The organism is Pseudarthrobacter sp. W1I19 (assembly GCF_030817835.1).
Lineage (GTDB): Bacteria > Actinomycetota > Actinomycetes > Actinomycetales > Micrococcaceae > Arthrobacter.
The window spans coordinates 2,127,924-2,153,289 of record NZ_JAUSZR010000001.1 but is presented as its reverse complement, the minus strand read 5'-3'; the positions used below and the strand labels follow the sequence as shown (position 1 = coordinate 2,153,289).

Annotated in this window: 27 protein-coding genes; 14 read left to right on the top strand and 13 right to left on the bottom strand. The window is 64.6% G+C overall.

Annotation, left to right across the window (positions count from 1 at the left end; genetic code table 11):
• The first annotated feature begins 99 nt into the window (after nucleotides 1-99).
• The 7 genes from QF038_RS10145 to QF038_RS10115 all read left to right on the top strand — a co-directional run bounded on the left by QF038_RS10145 (nucleotide 100) and on the right by QF038_RS10115 (nucleotide 9,152).
• Nucleotides 100-2,109, top strand: coding sequence for a YafY family protein (locus QF038_RS10145; RefSeq protein WP_307610033.1), 2,010 nt, complete (start codon nucleotides 100-102; stop codon nucleotides 2,107-2,109).
• Between the two features lie 28 nt (nucleotides 2,110-2,137).
• On the top strand, nucleotides 2,138-2,467 hold the full coding sequence (locus QF038_RS10140) for a hypothetical protein (RefSeq protein WP_307613442.1): 330 nt from the start codon (nucleotides 2,138-2,140) through the stop codon (nucleotides 2,465-2,467).
• A gap of 32 nt (nucleotides 2,468-2,499) precedes the next feature.
• Nucleotides 2,500-2,772, top strand: coding sequence for a Sec-independent protein translocase subunit TatA (gene tatA, locus QF038_RS10135; RefSeq protein ID WP_307610032.1), 273 nt, complete (start codon nucleotides 2,500-2,502; stop codon nucleotides 2,770-2,772).
• Between the two features lie 47 nt (nucleotides 2,773-2,819).
• A complete protein-coding gene (tatC, locus tag QF038_RS10130; protein ID WP_307610031.1) occupies nucleotides 2,820-3,614 on the top strand; it encodes a twin-arginine translocase subunit TatC in 795 nt (264 codons plus the stop codon).
• Between the two features lie 20 nt (nucleotides 3,615-3,634).
• Nucleotides 3,635-6,586, top strand: a complete 2,952-nt coding sequence (locus tag QF038_RS10125) for an RNA helicase (protein WP_307610029.1) — start codon at nucleotides 3,635-3,637, stop codon at nucleotides 6,584-6,586.
• Between the two features lie 69 nt (nucleotides 6,587-6,655).
• Entirely contained in the window at nucleotides 6,656-8,317 is a 1,662-nt protein-coding gene (locus QF038_RS10120) for an amidohydrolase (protein ID WP_307610028.1), read from the top strand.
• A gap of 94 nt (nucleotides 8,318-8,411) precedes the next feature.
• Complete coding sequence (locus QF038_RS10115; RefSeq protein WP_307610027.1) at nucleotides 8,412-9,152, top strand: polyprenol monophosphomannose synthase; 741 nt, start codon at nucleotides 8,412-8,414, stop codon at nucleotides 9,150-9,152.
• A gap of 71 nt (nucleotides 9,153-9,223) precedes the next feature.
• Here the strand turns inward: QF038_RS10115 and QF038_RS10110 are convergent, their stop codons facing one another.
• From QF038_RS10110 to QF038_RS10090, 5 genes are all read right to left on the bottom strand, one after another.
• Nucleotides 9,224-9,571: an RNA polymerase-binding protein RbpA gene (locus QF038_RS10110; protein ID WP_013600997.1), complete on the bottom strand. Its 348-nt coding sequence runs from the start codon at nucleotides 9,569-9,571 to the stop codon at nucleotides 9,224-9,226.
• Between the two features lie 244 nt (nucleotides 9,572-9,815).
• The gene (locus QF038_RS10105) at nucleotides 9,816-10,760 is read right to left on the bottom strand and encodes an SPFH domain-containing protein (RefSeq protein WP_307610026.1); all 945 of its coding nucleotides are present in this window, start codon (nucleotides 10,758-10,760) and stop codon (nucleotides 9,816-9,818) included.
• A gap of 23 nt (nucleotides 10,761-10,783) precedes the next feature.
• Nucleotides 10,784-11,257 carry an NfeD family protein gene (locus tag QF038_RS10100; RefSeq protein WP_307610025.1) on the bottom strand — a complete coding sequence of 158 codons (474 nt, stop codon included), beginning with the start codon at nucleotides 11,255-11,257 and terminating at the stop codon, nucleotides 10,784-10,786.
• 125 nt (nucleotides 11,258-11,382) lie between these two features.
• Complete coding sequence (locus tag QF038_RS10095; RefSeq protein WP_307610024.1) at nucleotides 11,383-12,264, bottom strand: putative RNA methyltransferase; 882 nt, start codon at nucleotides 12,262-12,264, stop codon at nucleotides 11,383-11,385.
• Between the two features lie 59 nt (nucleotides 12,265-12,323).
• On the bottom strand, nucleotides 12,324-13,004 hold the full coding sequence (locus QF038_RS10090; protein WP_307610023.1) for a peptide deformylase: 681 nt from the start codon (nucleotides 13,002-13,004) through the stop codon (nucleotides 12,324-12,326).
• A 53-nt stretch (nucleotides 13,005-13,057) separates the two neighbouring features.
• Here QF038_RS10090 and QF038_RS10085 point away from each other — a divergent pair, with 53 nt between their 5' ends.
• Nucleotides 13,058-13,486 (top strand): nuclear transport factor 2 family protein, encoded by a 429-nt coding sequence (locus QF038_RS10085; RefSeq protein WP_307610022.1) that lies wholly within the window; start codon nucleotides 13,058-13,060, stop codon nucleotides 13,484-13,486.
• Here the strand turns inward: QF038_RS10085 and QF038_RS10080 are convergent.
• The 6 genes from QF038_RS10080 to QF038_RS10055 all read right to left on the bottom strand — a co-directional run bounded on the left by QF038_RS10080 (nucleotide 13,477) and on the right by QF038_RS10055 (nucleotide 17,938).
• Nucleotides 13,477-14,673 carry an NAD(P)/FAD-dependent oxidoreductase gene (locus QF038_RS10080; protein WP_307610021.1) on the bottom strand — a complete coding sequence of 399 codons (1,197 nt, stop codon included), beginning with the start codon at nucleotides 14,671-14,673 and terminating at the stop codon, nucleotides 13,477-13,479. The two genes, QF038_RS10085 and QF038_RS10080, sit on opposite strands and share 10 nt — an antisense overlap.
• A 1-nt stretch (nucleotide 14,674) precedes the next feature.
• Entirely contained in the window at nucleotides 14,675-15,358 is a 684-nt protein-coding gene (locus QF038_RS10075; protein ID WP_307613441.1) for a methyltransferase domain-containing protein, read from the bottom strand.
• A gap of 17 nt (nucleotides 15,359-15,375) precedes the next feature.
• On the bottom strand, nucleotides 15,376-16,569 hold the full coding sequence (locus tag QF038_RS10070; RefSeq protein ID WP_307610020.1) for a type III polyketide synthase: 1,194 nt from the start codon (nucleotides 16,567-16,569) through the stop codon (nucleotides 15,376-15,378).
• Between the two features lie 221 nt (nucleotides 16,570-16,790).
• Complete coding sequence (locus tag QF038_RS10065) at nucleotides 16,791-16,940, bottom strand: hypothetical protein (protein WP_307610019.1); 150 nt, start codon at nucleotides 16,938-16,940, stop codon at nucleotides 16,791-16,793.
• A gap of 73 nt (nucleotides 16,941-17,013) precedes the next feature.
• Nucleotides 17,014-17,484, bottom strand: a complete 471-nt coding sequence (locus QF038_RS10060) for a VOC family protein (protein ID WP_307610018.1) — start codon at nucleotides 17,482-17,484, stop codon at nucleotides 17,014-17,016.
• Nucleotides 17,485-17,539: 55 nt separating this feature from the next.
• The gene (locus tag QF038_RS10055) at nucleotides 17,540-17,938 is read right to left on the bottom strand and encodes a VOC family protein (protein ID WP_307610017.1); all 399 of its coding nucleotides are present in this window, start codon (nucleotides 17,936-17,938) and stop codon (nucleotides 17,540-17,542) included.
• Nucleotides 17,939-18,052: 114 nt separating this feature from the next.
• Here QF038_RS10055 and QF038_RS10050 point away from each other — a divergent pair, with 114 nt between their 5' ends.
• Nucleotides 18,053-18,454 carry a DUF3054 domain-containing protein gene (locus QF038_RS10050; protein WP_307610016.1) on the top strand — a complete coding sequence of 134 codons (402 nt, stop codon included), beginning with the start codon at nucleotides 18,053-18,055 and terminating at the stop codon, nucleotides 18,452-18,454.
• 109 nt (nucleotides 18,455-18,563) lie between these two features.
• Nucleotides 18,564-18,842, top strand: a complete 279-nt coding sequence (locus QF038_RS10045) for an Lrp/AsnC family transcriptional regulator (RefSeq protein ID WP_091419975.1) — start codon at nucleotides 18,564-18,566, stop codon at nucleotides 18,840-18,842.
• Nucleotides 18,843-18,855: 13 nt separating this feature from the next.
• On the opposite strand, the gene trpD is transcribed toward QF038_RS10045, so the two are convergent.
• Entirely contained in the window at nucleotides 18,856-19,914 is a 1,059-nt protein-coding gene (gene trpD / locus QF038_RS10040) for an anthranilate phosphoribosyltransferase (protein ID WP_307610015.1), read from the bottom strand.
• A 112-nt stretch (nucleotides 19,915-20,026) separates the two neighbouring features.
• Between trpD and QF038_RS10035 the strand changes: the two genes are divergently transcribed.
• The 4 genes from QF038_RS10035 (at nucleotide 20,027) to QF038_RS10020 (ending at nucleotide 24,397) form a co-directional block, all read left to right on the top strand.
• The gene (locus QF038_RS10035) at nucleotides 20,027-20,701 is read left to right on the top strand and encodes a heme-copper oxidase subunit III (protein WP_255470745.1); all 675 of its coding nucleotides are present in this window, start codon (nucleotides 20,027-20,029) and stop codon (nucleotides 20,699-20,701) included.
• 86 nt (nucleotides 20,702-20,787) lie between these two features.
• A complete protein-coding gene (locus tag QF038_RS10030) occupies nucleotides 20,788-21,576 on the top strand; it encodes a cytochrome c (protein ID WP_307610014.1) in 789 nt (262 codons plus the stop codon).
• 99 nt (nucleotides 21,577-21,675) lie between these two features.
• Nucleotides 21,676-22,749 carry a ubiquinol-cytochrome c reductase iron-sulfur subunit gene (locus QF038_RS10025; RefSeq protein ID WP_091419967.1) on the top strand — a complete coding sequence of 358 codons (1,074 nt, stop codon included), beginning with the start codon at nucleotides 21,676-21,678 and terminating at the stop codon, nucleotides 22,747-22,749.
• Nucleotides 22,727-24,397, top strand: coding sequence for a cytochrome bc complex cytochrome b subunit (locus tag QF038_RS10020; protein WP_307610013.1), 1,671 nt, complete (start codon nucleotides 22,727-22,729; stop codon nucleotides 24,395-24,397). The genes QF038_RS10025 and QF038_RS10020 overlap by 23 nt, the downstream gene beginning before the upstream one ends.
• A gap of 129 nt (nucleotides 24,398-24,526) precedes the next feature.
• On the opposite strand, the gene QF038_RS10015 is transcribed toward QF038_RS10020, so the two are convergent.
• The gene (locus tag QF038_RS10015) at nucleotides 24,527-25,297 is read right to left on the bottom strand and encodes a GntR family transcriptional regulator (protein ID WP_050055221.1); all 771 of its coding nucleotides are present in this window, start codon (nucleotides 25,295-25,297) and stop codon (nucleotides 24,527-24,529) included.
• Nucleotides 25,298-25,366: the final 69 nt, after the last annotated feature.

Below are 25,366 nucleotides of genomic sequence, written 5' to 3'. Positions count from 1 at the left end.
CTCCCCGAACTTCTCGAAGCGCGGCGGCAACAGGACCCAGCTGTCCTGTTGCTGCCGCGCTTCCTGCGTTCCGGCGCGGAGTTTAGTAACGTAACCAGAGTGTCCGCATCCCGTACTGAACGCCTCCTTAACCTGCTGATCGCGCTGCTCAATACAAAGTACGGCCTGCGCCGCAGCGAACTGCGGAACACGGTCTACCGCGCCATTCCCGGCAACGAAGCGTCCTTTGGCCGGATGTTCGAGCGGGACAAAGCCGATCTTCGCAAGTTCGGCTTTGACGTGGAGACCCTGACGGACCTGGGCTGGAGCGAGGATGATCCCGCAACCACCCGGTACCGGATCGGCAAGGAGTCCAACCGTCTTCCGGACGTGGAACTGGGCCCCGAAGAGTGGACCGTCCTGCTCCTGGCCTCCCAGCTCTGGGAACGTGCGGCGCTCGGCGCCGCAGCCCAGAGCGCGTTGCGGAAGCTGCAGGCGTCCGGTGCAGCCGCAGACGTCCAACTGCCCCCCGGGGTCCAGCCGCGCATCAAGCCCGCAGGCCAGGCCTTTGACGACCTCCTTGCGGCCATGCACGCCAGGCATCCCGTCGCGTTCACCTACCTCGCGGGCAGTACGGGCAGCGAAGAACAACGGACGGTGGAGCCCTGGGGCCTGGGAAGCCGCTTCGGCCACTGGTACCTCATGGGTTATGACCGCGCCAGGAAAGCGCCCCGCCAATTCCGGCTCTCCCGCTTCACCAGCGCGGTGGCAACCCTCGAACGCGAGCAGTTCAACCCTCCGCGCGACTTCAATATCCGCCAGGAACTGGAACGCCTGCCCGAACTGCCGCTCCGCACCGCCGTCGTGGACGTCCGCGCAGGACGCCTCCTGGCACTGCGGCGACGCGGTGTGGCAATGGAGGATGCGGCACAGGCGACCCTTCAGGAATACGGACCCTTGCCCCGGCCTGAGCCAGGCTACGACCGGTTCAGCCTGCAATACAGGGATCCGGAGAGCCTAGCGGAAGAGCTTGCCTCCTACGGACCCGATGCCCTTGCCGTGGCTCCAGCCGAACTGGCCGACGCCGTCCGGCGCCGGCTCCGCGCAGCTGCCGACTTCAGCAACGCGCCGGCTCCCGCCTTCCGGTTTGCTGCGGCACCTGCCCGGCCTGTGCGTGTACGCACCTCCGAGGACCAGCTCAAGCGCATGCTGGAGCTGGTGCCCTTCCTGGTGCACCACCAGGGCCTGCACATCCAGGACGTTGCGGAGCATTTCGGCATCAGCAGGAAGGAGCTGGAGGATGATCTGCAAATCCTCATCTGTTCAGGGCTCCCGGAGGGTTACCCCGACGATCTGCTCGACATCCAGTGGGAAAACGACCACGTCTACATCACCCAGGATCTGGACCTGAAGAAGCCGGTCCGCTTCACGGTGGAGGAAGCCTGTGCCCTCCTGACCGGGCTGGAATCACTGAATGGGCTGCCGGGGGTGGCAGAGGGCGGCGCCCTGGAATCGGTGACCCTCAAACTGCTGGCGGCCGCCGGCGAGGAAGGGCTTCGGGCGGCTTCGGTGGCGGGCCCGGAAGTAGCACCCGCGGAGGCAGCGACGCATGCCACCGTCAGGCAGGCCATAGAGTCCCGGGCCCAGCTGCGCCTGACGTACTTGTCCCCGCAGCGGGACACGGTGTCTGAGCGGGACGTTGATCCGCTGCGACTGTACTCGCTGGACAACATCTGGTACTTCGAGGCCTACTGCCACTCAGTGGAAGACGTGCGGAATTTCAGGCTGGACCGGGTTCAGGATCTCCACCCCAACGGCCTGCCCATCTCCGCCGCAACCAAGCCTTCAGAGGGCGTCCCGGCGAAGCTTTTCACGCCCAGGGACGACGATACGGTGGTGACCGTCCAGCTCACCCGGCAGGGGAGGGGGCTCGCGGACGACTACTACGCGGAGCGCACGGCCGAGCTCGACGACGGCGGGCTGGTGGCCGAAATCCGCTTCGGCAACACCGACTGGCTGCCGATGTTCGTGGCCCAGCACGGCGGTTCGGCCCGCATCCTGGCTCCGGCTGACCTGGCGGACGCGGCCAGAAACTGGCTTGCGGCCTCCCTGGCCAGGTACGGCGGCTAGACTTCTCAGCATGCCTTGGTGATCCTGGATCCTGATATGGGTGGCGCTTGTTGCGCTGTCGCTCCTTTTTTATGTCCTGCTGGGCATCCGGCTGTTCCGCCAGTTCATGGCGACCGTCAAGGACCTTAGTGCGGCCGGAGAAAAGTTGGAGCACATCGCCCCCAGTGAAGAACCCGCCGCCAGCCCCGGCCCTGCCGGGCCGCAGCCTGGCTCCGCCGTTTTTGCCTCGCCCGCCGTCATGCGACATGATTACGAGGCATCCAAGTCGTCCCGCCGGGAACAGCGCCGCCTTCGGCGGGTGCAGCGCAAGACGGACCGGGGCCAGCCGCAGGCCCTCGGCGATCTCGACTTCACATAGAAGTAGGATGTATTTAGAGGAAAGGAATTCCCGTGGGAAGACTCTTTGAAGGCCCCTGGCCCATCGTTATTATTATCATCGTCGCTTTGCTTCTCTTCGCCGCCCCCAAGCTTCCGGCCATGGCGCGCAGCCTTGGCCAGTCCATGCGGATCATCAAATCCGAGGTCAAGGAAATGAAGAACGACGGCAAGACGGACACCACCGATGCATCAGGCCCGGTGGAAGGCACCATCGTCAACCACCCCAAGGCGAAGCCCGGCGAGCCGACAGACGGCACTGACGTTCCGCCGTCGAACCGCGCCTGACCCCAGTGGCACTGTCGCGGTCCCGTAAAGCCAACCCCGAAGGGCGCATGGCTCTTTGGGACCACCTCAAAGAGCTGAAGAACCGGCTGATCAAGTCGGCTATTGGCGTCGTCATAGGCGGCATCGGAGGCTGGATACTTTACGATCCGCTGCTGAAGGCACTGGCCGAGCCGGTCACCCGTATATCGGAGCAGACCGGCGGGCTTGCTGCCATCAACTTCGGCAGCATTGCGTCCCCGTTTGATTTCAAGCTCCAAATGTCACTGCTTATCGGCGTGGTCATTTCCAGCCCGATCTGGATCTACCAGCTTTGGGCCTTTATCACCCCGGGCCTGACATCCAAGGAGCGACGCTACACGCTGGGCTACATGGCGGCTGCGGTCCCGCTGTTCCTGGCAGGCATCTATGCCGGCTGGATTGTGGTGCCCCAGGTTGTCCATGCCCTGACCCAGTTCACGCCGGAGGGTTCCTCCAGCGTCATTGATGCCCGGACGTACATTGAGTTCGTGACCCGGATGGTGCTGGTTCTGGGTGTCGCCTTCCTGGTGCCCGTGGTTCTGGTAGGCATTAACATGGCCGGCATCATCTCCGGCCGCACCATCCTCCAGGCCTGGCGCATCACGGTGTTCCTGGTATTCGTCCTTGCCGCCATCGCCGCCCCGGGGGCGGACGCGATTTCAATGTTTATGTTGGCCGGTCCACTTCTGGTGCTCTTTTTCGCCGCCATCGGCATCTGCCTGATGAATGACAAACGCCGTGAACGCCGCCAAGCGAAGCGGATGGCCGAGACCGAGGCAACAGCTGACATCGCCACCCCGGGCAGTGAGCTGAAGAACCTCTAGGCGCCCGTTAGGCTTGGTATATGTCCTCCAATACCGGGCCGTTCTCCACTGGTCCAACCTCCGCCGGACCCAGCGATCCAGAGGAGCTTTCTCCCGCCGAAAGATACCGCGCCAGTGCTGAACGAAGGGCAGAAGCAGCCACCTATTTAGGCTCCTTCATCAGGACCCTGGACTTTGAACTGGATGATTTCCAGCGCCAGGCGTGCAAGTCATTGCAGGAGGGCAGGGGAGTCCTGGTGGCGGCGCCCACCGGCGCCGGTAAAACAATTGTTGGCGAGTTCGCCATCTACCTGGCCTTGCAGCGCGGCCTAAAAGCCTTTTACACCACACCCATCAAGGCGCTCAGCAACCAGAAGTTCACCGAGCTGACCGAAAAGTACGGCGCCGGGAAGGTGGGCCTGCTGACCGGGGACACCAGCATCAACGGCGACGCTCCTGTGGTGGTAATGACCACCGAAGTCCTGCGGAACATGCTCTACGCGGATTCGGCCACCCTGGATGACCTGGGTTACGTGGTGATGGATGAGGTGCACTACCTGGCTGACCGTTTCCGCGGCGCCGTCTGGGAAGAGGTCATCATCCACCTGCCCAGCGAGGTACAGGTGGCCTCCCTCAGTGCCACCGTTTCCAACGCCGAGGAGTTCGGTGCCTGGCTGGATACCGTCCGTGGCGACACGGACATCATTGTTTCTGAACACCGGCCGGTGCCGCTGTGGCAGCACGTAATGGTGGGCCGGCAGATCATGGATCTCTTCGCCGGGGAAACCACATTCGACGAGATCGCCCCGCCGGTCGACGCTGAGGCCGGGGCACTGGCCGGGGAAGCAACGGCCCGGGACGTCAGGAATGACAACCCCAGGGGGCGCGGCTTCGATGTAAACCCGGACCTCCTGACCGTAGCCAGAAGCGAAAGCATGCAGGGTTTCCGCGCAAGGTCCGGCCCCGCCGGCCGGGGACAGCGCGGCCGGCGCGGGAACGAGCGGCCCGGCCGCGGCGGCGACGAGCGCGGTGTGCGCCCCGCCAGCCGGCCCCAGGTGATCGCGAGCCTGGACAAGATGGACCTGCTGCCCGCGATTACCTTCATCTTTTCCCGCGCCGGGTGTGATGCCGCCGTGGCCCAATGCGTGGGCTCGGGCCTGTGGCTGACCACAGAGAAAGAACAGCGGATCATCGCCCAGCGCGTTGACGAGGCCGGCCATGACATCCCGCCGGATGACCTGGACGTCCTCGGTTTCTGGACCTGGCGTGACGGGCTGCTGCGCGGTTTCGCCGCCCACCACGCCGGCATGCTCCCCACGTTCAAGGAAGTGGTGGAGAAACTCTTCGCCGACGGACTTGTGAAGGCGGTCTTCGCCACCGAAACCCTGGCCCTGGGCGTCAACATGCCGGCCCGATCGGTGGTGCTCGAGAAGCTGGACAAATTCAACGGTGAAGCGCACGTGGACATCACAGCGGGGGAGTACACCCAGCTGACGGGGCGCGCCGGACGGCGCGGCATCGACATCGAAGGCCACGCTGTGGTGCTCTGGCAGCCGGGGACGGATCCGACGGCGGTTGCGGGCCTGGCATCCCGGCGCACCTACCCGCTGAACTCCAGTTTCCGCCCCACCTACAACATGAGCATCAACCTCCTGGCCCAGTTCGGCCGGGCCAGGGCGCGCGAGATCCTGGAATCCTCCTTCGCCCAGTTCCAGGCGGACCGGTCGGTGGTTGGCCTGGCAAAGCAGGTCCGCAGCCGGGAGGAATCGCTGGCCGGGTACGCCAAGTCGATGACCTGCCACCTTGGGGACTTCACCGAGTACGCCAGGTTGCGCCGTGAATTGTCCGACGCCGAAAACGTCACCTCGCGGACCAAGTCACGCGCGCGCAAATCGCTCAACGATGATTCGCTGGCCCGTCTGCTTCCCGGCGACGTGGTCAATGTCCCCGGTGGAAGGGCGCCCGGGCCGGCCATTGTGCTCAGCTCGGACCACAGCAGCCGGGAGCCGCGGCCTGCCGTGCTGACACTGGACAACCAGTTGCGCCGGATCGGCAACGATGACCTGGAGGGGCCCATCTCACCGGTCACCCGCATCCGGATCCCCAAGTCTTTCAACGCCAAAGTTCCCAAGTCGCGGCGGGACCTGGCATCCTCGGCGCGGAACGCGCTGCGGGAGAACCGCCCGCCCGCCCCGGGCAACAACCGCAACAACGATTTTGGCCTCGCCACCGCCCTGCCCAACCAGGAAAAGCGCATCGCAGAACTCCGCCGTGCGCTCCGCGCGCACCCCTGCCACGGCTGCAGCGAACGCGAGGACCACGCCCGCTGGTCAGAACGCTGGTGGAAGCTCCGGCGCGAAACCGACGGGCTGGTCCGGCAGATCCAGGGCCGCACCAACACCATCGCCAAGACGTTTGACCGTGTCTGCGATGTGCTGTCCTCCTATGGTTACCTGGAACCCGCCGGTGACGGTCAGCTGATCATCAGCCCGGATGGCCAGCGCTTGCGCCGGATTTACGGCGAAAAGGACCTGCTGATCTCACAGTCCCTGCGGCTGGGTGCCTTCCATGACCTCGATGCCGTTGAAGTCGCTGCCCTTGCCAGCGTCCTGGTGTACCAGGCCAAGCGCGAGGACCGGGGTCTCCGGCCCCGGATGCCCAGCATCTCCCTGGAGACTTCTGTGGACATCGTGGTCAGGGAATGGTCCGCACTGGAGGACGTGGAAGAGGACAACAAACTGCCACTGACCGGCGAGCCGGAGCTGGGCCTCGTGTGGCCGCTCTACAAGTGGGCCCGCGGCCGGCATTTGCAGGACGTTCTCAGCGGGACTGACCTCGCCGCCGGAGACTTTGTGCGGTGGGTGAAACAGGTGGTTGACCTGCTGGACCAGCTCGCGAAGATCCCCGGCCTCGAACCCCGCCTGGCCCGCCTCTGTTCGGATGCCATCTCACTCATCCGCCGCGGCGTCGTGGCATATTCGTCTGTCCTCTGATTTCCGCTTGCCTCTGATTTCCCTGCCGGCTGCCGGCCGGCCCACTGACCCTTAGGAGTTCGCCTTCCCATGCCCAGCCCTGCACCACAGCCCGAATCGGGCCAGAAGTCTCGACCAGTGCTCTACCGCAACGGATCCGTCTACACGGCAGCCGACCCCTTCGCCACGGCCATGCTGGTGGACGGTGACACGGTGGCCTGGGTGGGGTCGGAGCAGGCGGCATCCTCCATCGCCGACAACTCCATGGAAATCATCGACCTCCGCGGGGCCCTGGTGGCGCCGGGATTCATTGACTCCCATATACACCTGACGGAGACCGGCATGGCCCTGGACTCCCTGGTGCTGCAGGGCGTTTCCTCGGCCAGGGAACTCCTGGATTCGGTGGCCGCAGCCCCGGGTGACGGTCCTGTCCTTGGCCACGGCTGGGATGACACCACCTGGGTTGATGCTGCGCTGCCGAGCGCGGAGGAACTGGAACGCGCTTCGGGGGGACGGCCTGTCTACCTCTCCCGGGTGGACGTGCACTCCGCGCTGGTATCACCGTCGTTGGCGGGCGCCGCCGCCCTTCACGGCCTTGACGGGTACGACGGCGGCGCACGGGTCACCCGCGCAGCTCACGCAGCTGCCCGGCAAGCAACGCGCCGGCTCCCCGACGACGTCCTCCGCAGGCATCAGGAACGTGCGCTGGCGGAGGCCGCATCCCACGGCTACGTGGCCTTGGTGGAGATGGGCGCTCCGCACATTGGCGGCGCTGAGGACCTCCGGGTGGCCCGGACCTGGAACAACCTCGAGGGTGAGGGCAGCCCAACCCCTGAAGTTCTTCCGTACTGGGGCGAGCTGGCGTCGTCCGAAGAACACGCCCGCTCGATCCTTGACCAGCTGGGCCCAGGTGTCCGCGGCCTGGCAGGCGACCTCAATATCGATGGCTCCATCGGGTCCCGAACCGCAGCCCTGAGGTCCGGCTACACTGACGCCGGCGGTGAAACCGGCAGCCTGTACCTTAGCGTCGAGGAGGCGGCAGCCCATCTGGCGGCATGCTCGCTGGCCGGTATCCAGGGCGGGTTCCACATTATTGGTGACGCCGGACTGGACGCTGCCCTGAAGGCGCTGGAACTCGCGGCCGGCGAGGTGGGGGAGCAGCGGGTCAGGGCTGCCGGCCACCGGTTCGAACATGTGGAAATGGTTGACGCCGCCTCGGTGGAAACTTTGGCGCGCTTCTCAGTGACCGTCAGTGCCCAGCCTGCTTTTGATGCTGCCTGGGGTGGTTCCGGTGGTCTTTACGAGAAGCGGCTGGGGGAGCGGAGCAAAACCATGAACCCCTTTGCGAGCCTGTACTCGGCAGGTGTTCCGGTCTGCTTCGGCAGTGACAGCCCGGTGACACCATTGCGCCCATGGTCCAGCGTCCGGGCCTGCCTGGAACACCACAACGAGGAACAACGGATCTCTGCGCGTGCGGCGTTCCTGGGCCACACCCGGGCCGGATGGCGGGCGGCCAGGTATACCAACCCGATGGCGGGCCAGTTGGTACCTGGTGCTCCGGCGAGCTTCGCCGTCTGGGAGGTTGAGGAACTGATGGTCCAGGTGGCTGATGGCCGGGTCCAGTCGTGGAGCACCGACCCGCGGGCGCGGACACCCCTGCTGCCGGCGCTGGATACCGGTACGGATCCGGTATGCCTGCAGACGGTGCGCGACGGCATGGAGCTGTACTCCAGTCCAGCCCTGCGTTCCTGACCCGTTTGTCCGGCGCCCTATAATGGGTAGCTGCGCCCGCCGCCGGTTTCGCGGCCAGCGGGCGCACCGACTGCTCCCACCAGGAAGGCTCTCTGTGCGCGTCCTTACGATCATCCCTACCTACAACGAGCTGGAATCGCTGCCCATCACACTGCAGCGGCTCCGTGCAGCCGTCCCGGCCTCGGACGTGCTGGTAGTGGATGACAACAGCCCAGATGGCACCGGCCAGCTCGCCGACGGGATCGCCGCCGAGGACTCCCAGGTCCATGTCCTGCACCGCAAGGGCAAGGAAGGCCTGGGTGCCGCCTACATCGCCGGTTTCAAGTGGGGCCTGGACGCCGGATACGACGTGCTGGTGGAAATGGACGCCGATGGTTCCCACCAGCCCGAACAGTTGCCCCAGCTGCTGGAAGCTATTGACCAGGGCGCTGACCTGGCCATGGGTTCGCGCTGGGTCCCCGGCGGTAGCGTGGTGAACTGGCCCCTCTACCGGCAGGCCATCTCCCGGGTGGGCAGCACCTACGCCCGGCTGATGCTGGGCCTGAAGATCAAGGATGTTACCGGCGGCTACCGCGCCTTCCGCAGGACCACGCTGGAAAAGCTGAACCTGGACCAGGTGGACTCGGTGGGCTACGGCTTCCAGGTGGACCTCGCCTGGCGGGTGTCCCGGATGGGGCTGCGGATTGAGGAACGCCCCATCACCTTCGTTGAGCGCGAACTCGGCGCCTCCAAAATGAGCGGCAACATCGTGGTCGAAGCCATGATCAACGTCACCAAATGGGGACTCCAGGCCCGCTGGAACACCCTCACCCGCAAGGCGAAGGCACGGCGGTAGCCAAGCCGTACTAAAACAAATGGGCCGTCCCGCACAGTGTGCGGGACGGCCCATTTGCTGTTTTCGGGGTGTTACGCGGAGCGGCGTTCTCCACGGCGTTCACGCAGGATGGTGAGGCGGTCCTCGAGGATCTGCTCCAGTTCCGGCAGGGAGCGGCGTTCCAGCAGCATGTCCCAGTGTGTACGGACAGCTTTATCATTGCTGGTGTCCGGGCGTTCGCCGTCAACCAGGAGCGCTTCCTTGCCGGTCTTGGAAACCCATACCGGAGGAATCTCCGCTTCGGAGGAGAAGGTGACAAAGACCTGCTCGCCGTCTTCGCACCGGTATTCGACGCGCTGGCGCGGAGCCGGCTCGACTCCGGACTCGGTCTCCATGCTCTGCGCGCCTAGGCGCATGCCCCGCAGGCTGCGATCGCTCATGATTTCTCCCTCTGGTCGGTTCGCGGTAAAGAAACCCGCGTTAGCCGGCGGCGCCAAGCGCCTCCGGACTACTTTGTGCACTGTGCTGCATCCTTAGATTCAACGCATTGCGAAGCTTGGTTGTTCCAGCGGATCTAGTCCTGCCAGACAAATACCCAATTATACGGGTGCCATGCCATGCCAGCCAAAATGGCGGGATCCGCGCTGAAGTGCGGATCCCCTCCATTGCCTGGCAATGCACGTCCTAGGGCTCGGAGGGCTTGGCTCCCACCTCATCGAACAGGCCGGCCACCCCGGTCTCGGGGGTGGTTCCACCCAGGGCACTGCCGATGCCCTTGAGGGCTTCGCCGACTTCACTGGGGATGATCCACAGCTTGTTCGAGGAACCCTCCGCCAGCTTCGGAAGGGTCTGCAGGTATTGGTACGCCAGCAGTTTCTGGTCCGGGTTGCCCTTGTGGATGGCGTCAAAGACCTTTTGGATGGCCTGGGCCTCACCGTCGGCACGGAGGATGGCCGCTTTGGCATCGCCTTCCGCGGCAAGGATGGACGCCTGCCGCTGGCCCTCGGCCGTCAGGATGGCAGACTGCTTGGTACCCTCGGCGGTCAGGATGGCTGCACGCCGGTCCCGTTCCGCTCGCATCTGCTTCTCCATCGAGTCCTGGATGGAGTGGGGCGGGTCAATGGCCTTCAGCTCCACCCGGGAAACGCGGATGCCCCAACGGCCGGTGGCTTCATCCAGCACACCGCGCAACTGCCCGTTGATCTGGTCACGCGAGGTGAGTGCCTCTTCCAGGTTCAGGCCACCCACCACGTTGCGCAGGGTTGTGGTGGTCAGCTGCTCCACCGCCTGGATGTAGTTGGCGATTTCGTAGGTGGCGGCGCGTGGGTCCGTGACCTGGAAGTACACCACGGTGTCGATGGAAACCACCAGGTTGTCCTCTGTGATGACCGGCTGCGGCGGGAATGACACCACCTGTTCGCGCAGGTCCAGCAACGGCAGGAGCCGGTCCACAAACGGAATCAGGATGGTGAGTCCCGGGTTCAACGTGCGCTGGTACTTGCCCAGCCGTTCCACCACGCCCGCGCGCGCCTGCGGAATGATCCGCACCGAACGGACCAGCACGATTATCACAAACACGATCAGGACTACCAGCACAATGGCCAATGCAGTACCTCCGGCGTTATCCATACATCTCCTTGTTCCCCAATTGATCAGGCTGTATCTGGACTGGCCGCGGAACTGGTCGGGGCCGACACCACTGCTGTGGCCCCGTCGATCGCGGAGACCACAACTTTTTGACCGGCGGCAAGGACCCCGCCGGCAGAACGGGCAGTCCAGATGTCACCGCCGATTTTGACCAGCCCGCTGTCCGAGGTCACAGGCTCCATCACCAGCGCCTGTTCACCGATCAGCCGGTCCACGTTGGTCCGCTGGTCCGACGGGCCCTTCTTCAGGTGGGACAGGGCCACGGGCCGGACGAAGGCGATCATCAGCAGTGACACCACGCAGAACACCACGATCTGCAGCCACAGGTCTGCGCCCGCGAAGTCGGCCACGAGGGCGGCCAGGGTTCCCCCGCCAAGCATGATGAAAAACAGGTCAAGCGTGATCATCTCGATCACTGCAAACGCCAGGAAAGCCGTGAGCCACAGTGCCCACCAGTTTTCCCCGAGCCATTCGAACAAGTTCTCCCCCTTTGCTACGGGGAGCCGCGGACGCGCACCCGCCAGTAACTGTCCTTCAATCTTAGTGCCGCCCGCTCAGGTGTGGGCAGGCTCATAGTTGTGGCCGGACGATAGTGGCCAACTCGTTACCCGGCAGCGTGCTTCCTGGGGCGGAAGACCATCAGCTGGAACTTCGCGTCCGCGGTGATCGGCTCCGGGAGACTTCCAAGGCGGGCCAGAAGGGCCGCCCTGTCCAGGTGGTGACCTGCCGGCCCCATAAACGCAAGGTCCGCGGCTTCCTGCCGGGTCAGCGCCAACGGAATGTCGACGTCGAAGGTTGTTTCGGCGTCGAAATGGCCGCCCATTGCTTCGGCGAGCCGGGCTTCCTTGCCCTCCTCGATGCCCAGCATGCCGGCCACCGCTGCGAGGGAGGCCAGGTGCCCGGTCCTGGGCGTCACCACCACCAGCCGCCCGGACGGCCGCAGTACGCGGGCAAATTCTGCAGCGTTGCGCGGGGCAAAGATCACGGTGACGGCATCCACGGCCTCGTCTGCCAGCGGTAGGGGCTGCCAGATGTCGCAGACCAGGTTCACAGCTTCCGGATTGAGCCGCGCGGCACGGCGGAGCGCGAACTTCGAGATGTCCAGGCCAAGGGCAGTGACATTCCGGCCCCGGGCTGACGCAGTATCGAGCAGGGTCCGAAGGTAGTGTCCCGTCCCCGTTCCCGAATCCAGGACCGCAGCGCCGCCCGCCGGGAGGAAGGGCACGACGGCGGCTGCCACCGCATCCGCGAGGGGCCCGTAATGGCCGTTCCCCAGAAAGTCGGCGCGGGCCTGGACCATGGCGGCCGAGTCGGCCTCGAAGGCCGTCCCCTTACCCACCAGCAGGTTGAAGTATCCCTGCCGCGCGGCATCGAAACTGTGGCCGGAAGGGCAGGCCAGGCGGCCCTGGCCCGTATCCGCTGCCAGAAGGTCCAGGGGATGGGAGCACACCGGGCACAGCAGCGGCAGGTCCGTGGTGGAGGGCATGGGATCCATCTTATGGCGCTGCTGCCGCCCCTACTTCGGCGCTGCTGGGGGCGGGAGGGTCAGCTGCGGCTGATGCCGGCCGGACCTGCGTCGAAACCCAGCCCCTGCTGGGCCCTGCTGATGCCTGCTTCCGCCCAATGTGCCGCATATTCGGCGTTGCTGCTGAGCGACCGCAACTGGGCACGGTCCACGTACAGCACACCATTCAGGTGGTCCGTCTCATGCTGCACAATCCGGGCCTGCCAGCCGGAAAACTCCCGCCGCGCGGCCGCTCCGTCCGGGGTCTGGAATTCGAGCAGTACTTGTTCGTGGCGGGCAACCACAGCCTGCAGGCCGTTGAGCGACAGGCAACCTTCATAAAAAGAGGCGAACCCGGGGCCAAGCGGTGTATAGCGGGGGTTCACGACGGCCAGGAACTCCAGCGGGCTCCGGTTCCGAAGGGCAGCGGCTTCGGGATCGACGTCGTACTGATCCTCGAGGACGGCCAGCTGCAGGGGAATCCCGAGCTGCGGCGCTGCGAGGCCCACACCGGGCGCCTGGTGCATCACCTCGCGCATGACGTTGATCAGCCTGGTCAGCAGCTCGCCGGAGAGCTGCCCGTCAAATGCTGCGGCGCGCTGGCGGAGGGCGGGGTGGCCGGCCTGCACTATGGGCGGAAGCGTCCCGGGGGCGAGGATCTGCTCCACGGTTTCGCGGATTTGTTCGGCAGTGAGGTCTGTCCCGGGCGTGCTCTGGCTCATGAGCAAAGCCTAGTGGCCCCCTGCCAGAGGCACGCTCAGCTAGTGTCTATCCCATGCCTGACCCTTTCCCGCAGCACGAGCCTGCACCGCAAACCTCACCCCTGGATAGCGTCCTGGGGTTCATCCGCGTCCTTGAAGCAGGCGGGGGAGCGGCCGGAATCCGGCCTTTCCTTGCTGACTCGTTTGTGCTGGTGGAAGCTCCGCACCTCCTGGCGCCCGAGGGGTCCACCCGGACACTGACCGAAGTCCTGCAGGGAGCGGACCAAAGCTCCGACGTCGTGTCCCACCAGGAGTTTGTCATCCGGCGGACCACCTGTGAGGGCGGCCGCGTGGCTGTCGAAGCCGACTGGTCTGCGACGGCTGCGATGGACCTCCGCTACTGGGACCGGGGTGAAACCATCCGGGCCAGGACGTCCTCCGTCTTTGAGGTGCGCGAGGGGTTGATTGTCAGCCAGGACAGTTACGACTGCTACTACCGGTAGGCGCTGCTGGGGAGCCGGCCGCGTGCCAGTGACTGCATGGTGAAGCGCCGGGCAACCCAGAGATTGACGGCCGGGCTGGCAGCAGCGGCGCGGATTCCCAGGTTCCGCAGGGCCAGCAGGGGCTCCGGCAGCGGCCGGCCCAGCATCATGTTGATTTCGGACTGGCGCCTGGCCACTATCGCCGCCTGACGCCGGCAGGCGTCGAACTCCTCGAACTGCCGGTCCGTCGAGTCCTTCCGGCCGCCCGCCAACGACGCCAGGATGATGGGGGAGAGGGCCTGGGCATCCAGCCAGCCGAGGTTCATGCCCTGGCCGCCGATAGGGCTGATCTCGTGTGCTGCGTCTCCGATCAGGACAACCCGTCCCGCGGCCATCTTGCGGGTGAGGGCGGACCGGACGCTGAAGGCGCTCAGCATGGTGCTGGTCCGCGCGTCCGGAAGGATCCCGGTACGTTCCCGCACCAGCTCTGCCAGCTGGACTGGACCGGCGCTGCCGGCGGGACGGCCCAGCCGCACCACCCACCGCCGGATACCCCCGGGCAAGGGGAATGACTCAACGATTCCGCCGGGCTCAAGGAACAAAACGGCTCTTTCGCCATGGAGCCCCGGATCCTGGAAATCGCCCATCAGGTAGTGGTCGGGGTAGCTCCTGCTGTCCAGTGGAATGTCCAGAAGACTGCGCACCTGGGACCGCGCGCCGTCGGCCGCCACCACGAGGGACGCGCCGAACTTCACCTCATGACACCTTTCCGGTCCGCCGGCCTGCCCAACAACGGTGACCTGGCCGCCGTCGTCCGTAACTTCCGTGGCCCGCACGCCCCGCACGATCGACTCGCCGTCAAGCTGGCGGACACGCTCCTCCAGGAGCTCCTCGGTACGGTACTGGGGCAGTGCCAGCACAAACGGGAACGCATCGGAGACTCCGCCAAAGGACATGGTGCCAACGGTCTTCCCGCCGCTGACCGCCATCCCCTCCCGGATCTGGACCCCGTCCTCGACTGCGGACCCGGCAATCCCCACCTGGTGCAACGCCTCTAGGGCGGGCGGGTGGATGCCGATCGCGCGGGTGTGCAGGTTCCTCGTGTGCCGCTGTTCAAGCACCCTGACGCTGGCGCCGTCCTGGAGCAACAGAGCTGCGAGGAACAATCCGACAGGGCCCCCGCCAATAATGAGGACGTCCGTTGCCATGTCAGTTCCTGTGCAGGGCGAGAACCTGGTGGAAGGCCGCGGCCGGTTCCACTATCCAGCCCGGCGGGGCGACTGCCGACAATTCCGCTGGCGTGTAGCTCCTGCGGATGGAGGTCAGGCCGTCAACGCGGATGTAGGACTGGCGGAACGGCAGGGCCGCGGCCCAGAAGAGCGCGTAGGCGGCGGCGCTGCGGCGGAGGTCGTTGTGGAGGACTTTCCGGCTGGCCAGCGCCGCGGAGTCAGAGAGGAGCTGTTGCAGATCGGCGGCCGGGAGATGGTGGAGCACGTGGTTGGAGATGACGAAGTCGAAGCTGATACCTTCCCGGACCAGGTCTGAGCTGTGCGCCTGCCGGAATTCAACCCCGTCCAGCGCGGGACGCCTGCGGGCGAAGGCGGCCGCCCGGGCGTCCGGGTCAATGCCGGTGATCCGCAGCGCCAATCCGTCGCGGCGGGCCCATTCCGCGAGTTGGCAGGCCAGGTCGCCGCCGCCGGAGCCGATATCCAGCAGCCGGGCGGGAGCGGCGCTTTTCTCCAGCGCCGGCCGAAGTTCCCGGATGTACAGCTTCCGCCAGCCGGACAGCATCCGGTTGACAAGCCCGAACTGGCGGTAGGTGTTGTCCAGGAGCCGGGGGTCGCAGTCCGGCAGGTCCATCAGTTCCACGGCATCGGCGGCCCGCCGCCGCATCAGGACGTCCACCGGTCTCAGGCGACCGGCACTTCCGCCGCCGCGTGCCCGGTCACCGGGTCCGGGTGCCTTCCGGCACGTGCTTGCCGCAGCTTGGTAAACAGTCCTGTCTCCACTGTGAGCCCGGGACCGAAGGCCATGGAGCAGATCCGTTCGTCGCCGTCTTCGGGAGCCTGTTCCAGGATGTGTTTGAGCACAAACAGCACCGTGGAGCTGCTCATGTTCCCGTAGTTGCGCAGTGTCTCGCGCGCAGGGACCAGCTGCTCGTCGGTGAGGCCGAGCCGGGACTGGACCTTATCCAGGATGCTGCGGCCGCCGGGGTGGATGGCCCAGTGGCGGATGGACGCGTAGGGGAGTGCTACCAGTTCCGGATCCTTGGCCAGGAGGGGCTGCAGGGCGCCCACGATGTGGTCATCGATGATGTGCGGCACGTAATTTCCCAGCACCATTTCAAACCCGTGGTCGCCGATGTTCCAGGCCATGGAGTCCTCGCCGACCGGCGTGAGGACGGTTTCGAAGTGGTCCAGCTGGAGCAGCGACTGTTCCTCAGCGCCGGTGCGGGCTGTGACGACGGCGGCCGCGGCACCATCGGCGAACAGGGCCGAGCCCATGATCGTGTCTGGATCATTGGACGTGCGGACGTGCAGGGAGCAGAGTTCGGCGCAGACCACCAGCACCACCGCGTTCGGATCCGCTTCGCAAAACAGTTTCGCTGCCCGCAGCGCCGGGAATGCCGCGTAGCAGCCCATAAATCCGAGGTGGTAGCGCTGCACGGCCGGATCCAGGCCGAGTTCGCGGACAATCTTGTAATCAGGTCCGGGATTGAAGAAGCCGGTGCACGAGACGGTAATGAGATGAGTTATGTCAAGTAAATCGAGTTCAGGGGCGGCTGCGACGGCGGCACGGGCAGCGTCCACAAAGAGCTTGGTGGCCTCACGGCCGAAGATCTCGTTGCGGACCTTAGTGCTGGGGTTCAGCAACAGGCCGGTGGCCGGATCGTAGAACTGCGGGTTGTCGGAGCGGAAATCGTTGGTGAGTTCCTCAACGGCGGTGAAACGGGTGTCGATGGCGGCCGAGTCAAAGCAGGTATTGACCAGCCGCGAACCAAGCCTGGTCAAACCTGGCTGGGCCGCGAACACGTCGCGGGCTTGGGTCTGGATCAGCATGGTCTTCGGGACAGCTGTTTCAAGGGATCGCACATAGACCGTCATTGGTTCATTCTTAACGAGCACTTCGGATAAGACAATGATGACCTGCGGATTTGTGGGCGGGAGCGCATTTGCGAGGGCCGGAACCGGCGTGCCCGGATTAGGCGCCCGACCCCTTTCGAAGCTCCTTGGCAAAGTGCCGATAATCTACATTATGTCAAGTAACACCTGAAGCGGCGCCCGCTTCCCCAAGGACGTATTCGCAGGCGCGTTTCCCTGCGGTCCTAGTGCCGCTGGCCAATGCCCGCAGCCAGCACCGCCCCGAGGCCCAGTCCCAGCGCGAAACCAATGAACGGGCTGTCAAAGACAGCCAGGCCCACGGCTATTCCGACGGCGGCGCCCACGAGGCAGCAGATCCACAGCGGTTTGTTCATCAGCACCGATGCTATCCCCCAGCCCTGCACTTCACCCCGGATGCAGCCGGCGAACGCTGGTAACTCAGGGGCCTCAGCCGTCGTAAGCCTTCTTCAGCTCCGCGATGTCCAGCTTCCGCATCCCCAGCATCGCCTGCATCGCCCGCCGGGAACCGAGTGGATCCGTCCCGGCGATCAGCGAGGTAAGCACGGACGGAATGACCTGCCAGGAAACCCCGAAGCGGTCCTTGAGCCAGCCGCACTGGCTTTCGCTGCCGCCGTCGGTCAGGGCTGACCAATAGCGGTCCACCGTTTCCTGGTCCTCGCAGTCGACCATAAATGAAACAGCTTCGGTAAAAACGGCGCCACGCGCACCGTTCAGCGCGGTGAAGGTGCGTCCTTCCAGCTCGAATTCGACGGCGACGGCTTGCCCTTCGGGGCCCGGCGCACCTTCGAGACGTGAGACATTCAGGATCTTGGAGTTATCAAAAACCGAGGTGTAGAACTCGGCTGCCTGTTCCGCCTCGTTCTCGAACCACAGACAGGTTCCAATGGTGCGTGGCATAGGTTGCTCCCTTCCGGCTTGAGCCTAGTGGCGGTACCCGAAAGGCACAACGCACTCAGGTACGCTCCGGGTCCTGTGCTGCCCCCTGCGCGGGAAGCTGGCTGACAAGCCCCAAGGTATTGCCCTCGCTGTCCCTGATGAAGGCCATCCACTCATCCGTGCCGGCCGGCCCCAGCAGCCCGTCACTGTGGCTGAAGATGATGTGCGCATCTGCCAAGACTTCGACTCCCCTGCCCTTAAGCTCGGCCACAGACCTCCTCACATCGGGAACCTCGAGGTAGAGCAGCGCCCGCGGGGCTTCCCGCTCCAGCAACAGCCGCAGGCCGTCGAGGTCGAAGAACACCAGGCCGGGCGGGTCGAACACTGCTGTGGGCTGGACGGCGAGCAGTTCCGAATAGAAGCCGGCCGCCCGCTCGAGGTCGCCTGCGTGCTGCGCTACCTGGATCAACCGCATGTCCCGCCCTTCCCGACGCCCGGATTTGTCCATCCTGCCCAGTTGCGGGGGCAGGTACAAGGGGTGGCGTCGGACGGCAAACGGGCAGCACATTGAATTGCTAGGCTCGAAATCATGACCCCTTCAATTCAACGGCCGGTTCCGTCCCTTTCCCTGCGGCGGATTGCAGCCGCAGCCATCACGGACGCCGTCCTGATCCTGGTGTTTGCTGCCGTGGGCCGGGACGCACACCAACGGGGCGATGTGGTGGCCGGCGTATTCCTGACCGCGTGGCCCTTCCTGGCGGGAGCGGCCCTGGGCTGGCTGGCCTCCAAAGCCTGGCGCAACCCGCTGGCCGTGCGCCGGGCGGGCCTGTCAGTCTGGCTCGGGGCCCTGGCCGGCGGCATGGTACTCCGCCTCCTCACAAACCAAACGGTGGTACTGCCGTTCATCATCGTTGCCTTGCTGAACCTGGGGCTGCTGCTGGTTGGCTGGCGCCTGGCATGGGCAGGAGCACGGCGGTTCCGGAAGAACTGACACAGGGCACTGATGATCCCGCCGGGTCCGGACCGGGATGTAATAGGCTGGCAGCACCGAGAAGCCTGCCGGGCCCTGCTACGGCGCAACAGATCCGAAAGGATTAAACGTGATCACCGCATTCGTTCTGATCAAGACCGACGCTGCCCGCATTCCTGAAACTGCCGAAGAGATCTCAGCAATCGAGGGCATCAGCGAGGTTTATTCAGTGACGGGTGAATGGGACCTGATCGCGGTCGCACGGGTACGGCAGCACGAGGACCTTGCCGATGTCATTGCGGACCGGCTCTCCAAGGTTCCCGCAGTGGTCCACACCACCACGCATATCGCATTCCGCGCCTACTCCCAGCACGACCTGGACGCAGCGTTCGCCCTCGGTTTCGAGTAGAGGGCCCGAACCGTCAGGAACGGCTGAGCGACACCCATTTCTCCAGCACCGCGGCTGCGGCCCCGGACGCAATGGATTCAGCTGCCCGCGCATAGGCAGTCCGCATGCGTTCGAGCAGGGGACCTTCCGCGCCGGTATCAAATGCCACCAGGCCGGCAGCTGCGTTGAGGAGGACGGCGTCCCGGGCGGGCCCCTCCTTGCCCGCGAGCACTTCGCGGACTACGCCAGCATTCGCCTGGGCATCGCCGCCGCGGAGCTGTTCCACGGTGGCTAGCCTGATCCCGAGGTCCTCCGGAGAGAACAACTGCTCCACCACGGTACCGTTGCGGATTTCCCACACGGTAGAGGGGCCGGTGGTAGTGAGTTCGTCCAGGCCGTCATTGCCACGGAATACCAGGCCCCGGCTCCCCCGCTGGGCCAGGACACCGGCCACCAGGGGCGCCATCCTGGCGTTGGCTACGCCCACTGCCGACGCCTGAACCCGGGCAGGGTTGGTCAGCGGACCCAGGAAATTGAAGGCAGTAGGAATAGCCAGTTCCTTCCGCGGCACGGCCGTATGACGGAAAGACGGATGGAACACCTGCGCGAAACAGAAGGTGATTCCGGCCACCTCGGCGTTGCGGGCCACCTGGTCGATGGACAGGTCCAGCCGGACTCCCAAAGCCTCCAGCACATCCGCTGACCCCGACGACGACGACGCCGCGCGGTTGCCGTGCTTGACCACTTTGGCGCCGGCCCCGGCAGCAACCAGGGCGGCCATGGTGGAAATGTTTACGGTGTTGAGTTGGTCACCACCGGTACCAACGATGTCCAGCTTTTCGCCGGAAATCGACACCGGATTAGCGTGGGCCAGCATGGCGTCCACGAGGCCTGAGAGCTCTTCGACGGTTTCGCCCTTGGCGCTAAGGGCAACCAGGAATCCCGCGATCTGGGCTGATGTCGCTTCCCCGGACATGATGGTGTCCATGGCCCACGCGGTGCTGTCCGCAGTGAGGTCCTTGCCGTTGATCAGGGCCGAAATCAGCCGGGGCCACGTGTTGTCCGCCAATGCTGCAGATGCCTGTGAAGTCACTTGCTGATGCTATCGAGGGATAGCCGCGGCTGACCAATGTGAACCGTCAAGGGAACTTTTCCGGGCGATTTCGCGTCTTTGTAGAAAAAGTCCCCCGAAAAGCCGGTTTGCGTTGGGCAGCACGGAGTTTTACAGACATAATGTCTATGTGACATCTGCGACCCATGCCCCCAGTACCCCGGCGCACCCCACGCTGAACCGCCCCAATATGGTTTCCGTTGGAACCGTAGTGTGGCTCTCCAGCGAGTTGATGTTCTTCGCCGGTCTCTTTGCCATGTACTTCACGCTCCGCTCCACCAGCGGCGAGATGTGGGCCGAGGAGACAGCCAAGCTCAACTTCCCCTTTGCGCTCGTCAACACGATCGTCCTCGTGGCCAGTTCCTTTACTTGCCAGATGGGTGTCTTCGCCGCCGAGCGGCTGCAGCCGCGCAAAACAGGCGGGGCTTTCCAGTTCGCCCGCTGGGGAATGAACGAATGGTTCACCCTCACATTCCTGATGGGTGCGTTCTTCGTCGCCGGCCAGGCCACTGAATACGCGATGCTGGTTTCCGAGCACGTTTCGCTCTCCTCCAACGCCTACGGTTCGGCCTTCTACATGACCACCGGCTTCCACGGCCTCCACGTGATCGGCGGGCTTGTTGCCTTCCTCCTGATCATGGGCCGGTCCTTCGCCGCGAAGAAGTTCGGGCACTTCGAAGCCACGTCAGCGATTGTCACCTCGTACTACTGGCACTTTGTGGATGTCGTCTGGATCGGCCTCTTCCTGGTCATCTACGTCCTCAAGTAGCCAGCTTTGATTCTTTTTCTACAAGAGGCAGAATTTCAGGTAGCGGCTCCCGGAGCCCGCCCAGGATCGAATAAAGGAACCACCACGTGAAGGCACTCTCGCAAAAGCGGCGACACCCACTGGCAGTCATTGCCCTCCTACTGATGGGCCTCCTCATCACTGGCGGGCTGTACGCCGTGGCCACCACCGTCAACGAGGCCAAGGCTTCCACCACCACGTACAGCACAAGTGACGTCGAGGAAGGCGGAAAGCTTTTCGCCGCCAACTGCGCCACCTGCCACGGCATGGGCGCCAGCGGTTCCAAGGATGGTCCGTCGCTCGTGGGCGTCGGGGCTGCTGCTGTCGACTTCCAGGTTGGTACCGGCCGCATGCCCATGCAGATGAACGGACCCCAGGCGCTGGAGAAGCCTGTTCAGTTCAACGACGAACAGACCCACCAGCTTGCAGCCTACGTCGCCTCCCTGGGCGCCGGCCCGGCTCTTCCTGAGGAAAGCATGTTGGACAAGAAGGGTGACGCAGCCGCCGGTGGCGAACTCTTCCGTACCAACTGCGCCATGTGCCACAACGCGGCTGCTGCCGGCGGTGCGCTCACCCGCGGTAAGTTCGCTCCTGCCCTGGCCGATGTTTCGGGCAAGCACATCTATGAGGCAATGGTCACCGGTCCGCAGAACATGCCGGTCTTCAGCGATTCCAACATCACCCCTGAGGGCAAGCGCGATGTCATCACCTTCCTCAAGCAGATCGAAACCAGCGGCTCCCCCGGCGGCGCTGACCTGGGATCGCTGGGCCCCGTGGCTGAGGGCCTGTTCGTCTGGGTTGCAGGCCTCGGCGTCATCATTGCTTTCACCATCTGGCTGACTTCCCGGACGTCCTAGCACTTCCCCGGAACACCAAAACTTCTGCTGACGAGTCAGCAGCTTGATATTAGAAACTAACCCGGCATCCGCCGGGACGAGAGAAGGATGAGGCGAATTATGGGCAACCATAGTGACGGCAGTCCGAACCACTCGGGCACCGTAGCTACGGCTGGTCAGAATGAGGTGGAGAAGTTCCAGGATCCTGGAATTCCTCCGCACCGTTTGCGCCTGGCTGACACGGACCCGAAGGCCGCAAAGCGGGCAGAACGGCAGGTCGCCTTACTATTTGGCATTTCTGTTGTTGGCACCCTGATCTTCCTGGTGGCGTACTTCGCCATCGATCTGGGGGCCGGTGAATCAACGATCGAATCCATCCGGCTCCAGAACATGCTGCTGGGTATCGGTACCGCGTTTGCGATGCTGGGCATCGGAACCGGCATCGTGCACTGGGCCAAGGCCCTGATGCCGGACCACGAAGTCTCCGAAGAGCGTCACGCGATCCGCTACGAGGAGGACCGCCGGGCCGCCGTCCGGATCGTTGACGACATCGTGGAAGAGACGGGCATCAAGCGCCGCCCGCTGATCCGCAACACCCTCCTCGGTGCCGTTGCGTTGGCTCCGCTGCCCGCAGTCGCCCTTTTCGGCGACCTCGGTCCGCGTCCCGACAATAAGCTCGCCCACACCATGTGGGCCCCCGCGGACGGAAAGCTCAAGCGCCTCGCCCGGGACCCCGACGGAACACCCATCAAGGCTTCCGACGTCACCATCGGCTCAGCCTTCCACGTCATTCCGGAAGGCCTGAACGAACTCCACGAGGGCAAGCTCAACGAAAAGGCCAAGGCCGTTGTGCTGCTCATGCGCCTGGATCCGGCTTCCCTGAACCCTTCCGAGGGCCGCGAGGACTGGGGTTACAACGGCATCGTTGCATACTCCAAGATCTGCACCCACGTCGGTTGCCCCGTTGCTCTGTACGAGCAGCAGACGCACCACCTGCTGTGCCCGTGCCACCAGTCCACCTTTGACCTCACTCAGGAGTGCAAGGTGATCTTCGGCCCCGCCAGCCGGCCTCTCCCCCAGCTGCCCATCGCAGTTGACGACGAAGGCTACCTGGTCGCCACCAGCGACTTCAAAGAACCTGTAGGACCAAGTTACTGGGAGCGTGATATGCATGAGCGCAGCATCAACAGCTGAGCCCGCTTTCGTCGCCAAAACCAAGACAGGCCGGTTCACCGACTTCGTCGATTCACGTGTTGGCGGTTCCGGAATCCTCCGCGAATTCGGCCGCAAGGTCTTCCCCGACCACTGGTCCTTTATGTTCGGCGAAGTGGCCCTGTACTCCTTTGTCATCCTGCTGCTGTCCGGCACCTTCCTGACATTCTTCTTCGACCCGTCCATGGCGGAGACGCACTACGACGGTTCGTACGTGCCCCTCAAGGGCGTTGAGATGTCAGTGGCCTACAGCTCATCCCTGGACATCTCCTTCGACGTCCGCGGCGGCCTGTTCATGCGCCAGGTACACCACTGGGCAGCACTGCTGTTCGTCGCTTCCATCGCCGTGCACATGCTCCGCGTCTTCTTCACCGGCGCCTTCCGCAGGCCCCGTGAGATGAACTGGGTGGTGGGCAGCGTGCTGCTCATCCTGGCCATGGCAGCCGGCTTCACCGGCTACTCCCTCCCCGATGACCTGCTGTCCGGAAACGGCCTGCGCATCATCGACGGCGTGATCAAGTCCATCCCGGTCGTGGGAACTTACATCTCGTTCTTCCTCTTCGGTGGAGAATTCCCGGGCACTGCCATCATCGGCCGCCTGTACATGCTGCACATCCTGCTTGTCCCGGCACTGATCCTGCTGATGATCGTCCTGCACCTGTTTATGGTGGTCGTCCACAAGCACACCCAGTACCCCGGCCCGGGACGCAACGACAATAACGTTGTCGGCTATCCCCTGGGCCCTGTTTACGCAGCGAAGGCCGGTGGATTCTTCTTCATCGTCTTCGGCGTGCTGGCCCTGATGGCCGGTTTCTTCACGATCAACCCGATCTGGAACTACGGTCCGTACGACCCCTCCCCGGTGTCCGCCGGTACCCAGCCTGACTGGTACATCGGATTTGTTGACGGCGCGCTGCGCCTGATGCCCGGCACTTTGGGTGACTGGCAAGTAGAGCAGAACTGGTTCGGCTTCGTATTCACCTTCAATGTCCTGCTTCCGGCCCTTGTGCCGGCCGGCATCCTGTTCACGGTCATGTTTATGTACCCGTGGATTGAGCGCTGGATCACCAAGGACGACCGCGAGCACCACGTGCTGGACCGTCCGCGCAACGCACCGACCCGTACTGCCATCGGTGTTGCCGGCTTCATCTGGTACTGCGTGATGTGGGCTGCGGCCGGTTCCGACCTCATCGCCACCCACTTCCACGTCTCGCTCAACGACGTGACGTACTGGCTGCGGGCGCTGTTCTTCATCGGGCCGATCATCGGTTTCGTGGTCGCCAAGCGCGTGGCCCTGGCCCTGCAGCGCAAGGACCGCGAGATCGCCCTCCACGGCCGGGAGACCGGACGCATTGTCCGCCTCCCGCACGGCGAGTTCATCGAGGTACACGCGCCGCTGGACGAGTACAAGCGTTACAAGCTGGTGGGCTTCGAATCTCCTGAGGTCCTCCCCGCTGTTCCGAACGAACACGGTGTGGTGACGCGCAAGGAGAAGCGCCGCGCCTTCCTCTCCCGCTGGTTCTTCGAGGACCGTGTTGCCCCGGCCACCCCGGCTGAGCTGGAAGCTGCCCACGGCCATGGCCATGCGGCAGTTGAAGCACCCGAGGAAGCCAAGAGCCTGAGCCACTAGGCCCAGTCATTCTGCACACAGAGAAGGCCCGGTCCGTTAGGACCGGGCCTTCTCTGTGTGCAGTTGCAACATGCACTGTGCGTAGACGTGAGGCCCCGCGCAGCGCCCCGAAACCGCCGCAGAGCAGCTTCAGTGGCTTCGGGACCGGCGTGCACCGGGGCGCTGCAACGGAACCCACAGCTTGTATCGGTCGGCCCGGTAGTACGAGACCGAGTAGTCCACCATGGTGCGGGCCACGAATGCATGGCGCTGGATCTTCAGCAAGGGTGCACCGACCTCGACATTGAGCAAGCGTGCGGTGGAGGGTGAAGCAGCCGTGGCCTCAATCATGTCCTCCCCCCACTCCATCACCAGGCCATACTGTTCACTGAGCACGTTGTACAGCGATGTGGGCGGCTCTCCATCGAGCAGGCCGGGAACCCGGTGGGCCGGGATGAAGTTCTCGTCGACGCTCATGGGCTCACCATCTGCCAGCAGAAGGCGCCGGAAACGGACCAGCGGGGTTCCCTCGTCCAGCTGGAGCTCGCGTGCGAGGAATGCGCTGGCCCCAATCTGTTCGAAGCTGAGGACTTTGGCGGCCGGGACCATGCCGCGGCGCTGCATCTCTTCGCTGTACGAGGTGAGCTTGACCTGCAGGTCCAGCTTTGGCCTGCGCACGAAGGTGCCCAGCCCTACCACCCGCTCGATCACCTCTTCGCCCACCAGGGCATCAATCGCCTGCCGTACCGTCATCCTGGCGAGGCCAAAGCGCTCCGCCAGGTCGCGCTCGGAGGGCAGCGCCGATCCCGGCCGGCACGATTCGACGATATAGGTCCGAAGGATTTCACGCAGCTGAACGTAGATGGCCGTACCGCTGGTCCGGTCAATCTCACCGGCGATGGCTGCCGCACTACCGGCCACGGGCCTTTGCCCTTTGGTTGAGGATCACCTAGCCATTTTAGGACAGGTCTAGACCACCGCGCGCCATGG

Bases quoted from the DNA above. Each gene is read 5' to 3' on its own strand.
- tatC (WP_307610031.1), top strand. From the start codon at position 2,820: ATGGCTCTTTGGGACCACCTCAAAGAGCTGAAGAACCGGCTGATCAAG.
- QF038_RS10125 (WP_307610029.1), top strand. From the start codon at position 3,635: ATGTCCTCCAATACCGGGCCGTTCTCCACTGGTCCAACCTCCGCCGGA.
- QF038_RS10120 (WP_307610028.1), top strand. From the start codon at position 6,656: ATGCCCAGCCCTGCACCACAGCCCGAATCGGGCCAGAAGTCTCGACCA.
- QF038_RS10110 (WP_013600997.1), bottom strand. From the start codon at position 9,571: ATGAGCGATCGCAGCCTGCGGGGCATGCGCCTAGGCGCGCAGAGCATG.
- QF038_RS10105 (WP_307610026.1), bottom strand. From the start codon at position 10,760: ATGGATAACGCCGGAGGTACTGCATTGGCCATTGTGCTGGTAGTCCTG.
- QF038_RS10095 (WP_307610024.1), bottom strand. From the start codon at position 12,264: ATGCCCTCCACCACGGACCTGCCGCTGCTGTGCCCGGTGTGCTCCCAT.
- QF038_RS10090 (WP_307610023.1), bottom strand. From the start codon at position 13,004: ATGAGCCAGAGCACGCCCGGGACAGACCTCACTGCCGAACAAATCCGC.
- QF038_RS10085 (WP_307610022.1), top strand. From the start codon at position 13,058: ATGCCTGACCCTTTCCCGCAGCACGAGCCTGCACCGCAAACCTCACCC.
- QF038_RS10080 (WP_307610021.1), bottom strand. From the start codon at position 14,673: ATGGCAACGGACGTCCTCATTATTGGCGGGGGCCCTGTCGGATTGTTC.
- QF038_RS10075 (WP_307613441.1), bottom strand. From the start codon at position 15,358: ATGCGGCGGCGGGCCGCCGATGCCGTGGAACTGATGGACCTGCCGGAC.
- QF038_RS10070 (WP_307610020.1), bottom strand. From the start codon at position 16,569: ATGACGGTCTATGTGCGATCCCTTGAAACAGCTGTCCCGAAGACCATG.
- QF038_RS10065 (WP_307610019.1), bottom strand. From the start codon at position 16,940: ATGAACAAACCGCTGTGGATCTGCTGCCTCGTGGGCGCCGCCGTCGGA.
- QF038_RS10060 (WP_307610018.1), bottom strand. From the start codon at position 17,484: ATGCCACGCACCATTGGAACCTGTCTGTGGTTCGAGAACGAGGCGGAA.
- QF038_RS10055 (WP_307610017.1), bottom strand. From the start codon at position 17,938: ATGCGGTTGATCCAGGTAGCGCAGCACGCAGGCGACCTCGAGCGGGCG.
- QF038_RS10050 (WP_307610016.1), top strand. From the start codon at position 18,053: ATGACCCCTTCAATTCAACGGCCGGTTCCGTCCCTTTCCCTGCGGCGG.
- QF038_RS10025 (WP_091419967.1), top strand. From the start codon at position 21,676: ATGGGCAACCATAGTGACGGCAGTCCGAACCACTCGGGCACCGTAGCT.
- QF038_RS10020 (WP_307610013.1), top strand. From the start codon at position 22,727: ATGAGCGCAGCATCAACAGCTGAGCCCGCTTTCGTCGCCAAAACCAAG.